1 protein-coding gene is annotated in these 314 nt (G+C 35.7%); it reads right to left on the bottom strand.

Going from position 1 to position 314, the window contains the following annotated elements:
- On the bottom strand, window positions 1-152 hold a 152-nt coding region (locus tag SB717_RS34730; protein ID WP_410907414.1), incomplete at its 3' end, for a CpsB/CapC family capsule biosynthesis tyrosine phosphatase.
- Between the last annotated feature and the right edge of the window lie 162 nt (window positions 153-314).

The raw sequence follows: 314 nt of genomic DNA, 5'->3' as shown, positions 1-314 counted from the left end.
TCATTTATATATTTGCCATTTTGATGGTGCGGCGTTGCGACAATTGTATGTATTCCTTCTGATACGGCTTGTTGTGCCATTGCTAAACTATCTGTCATGGTTTGTGCACCGTCATCAATACCATGTAAAATGTGACAATGTAAATCAATCATTCTTTCAGCCTTCCTTTCTCCTATCAGTCTTTTTTCCCTTGAATATGAGACATCTCATATTCAAGGGAAAAAAGGAGATATGGTTGAAACATATCTCATCCTTTTAATTAGTTTGCGCCATAATAATAATATAAGCCGTTTTCACGTTCACGGTCATTTAAA

The organism is Priestia sp. SIMBA_032, assembly GCF_046535215.1.
Taxonomy (GTDB): Bacteria; Bacillota; Bacilli; order Bacillales; family Bacillaceae_H; genus Priestia; species Priestia aryabhattai.
This window is presented reverse-complemented; position numbering and strand designations above follow the sequence as displayed.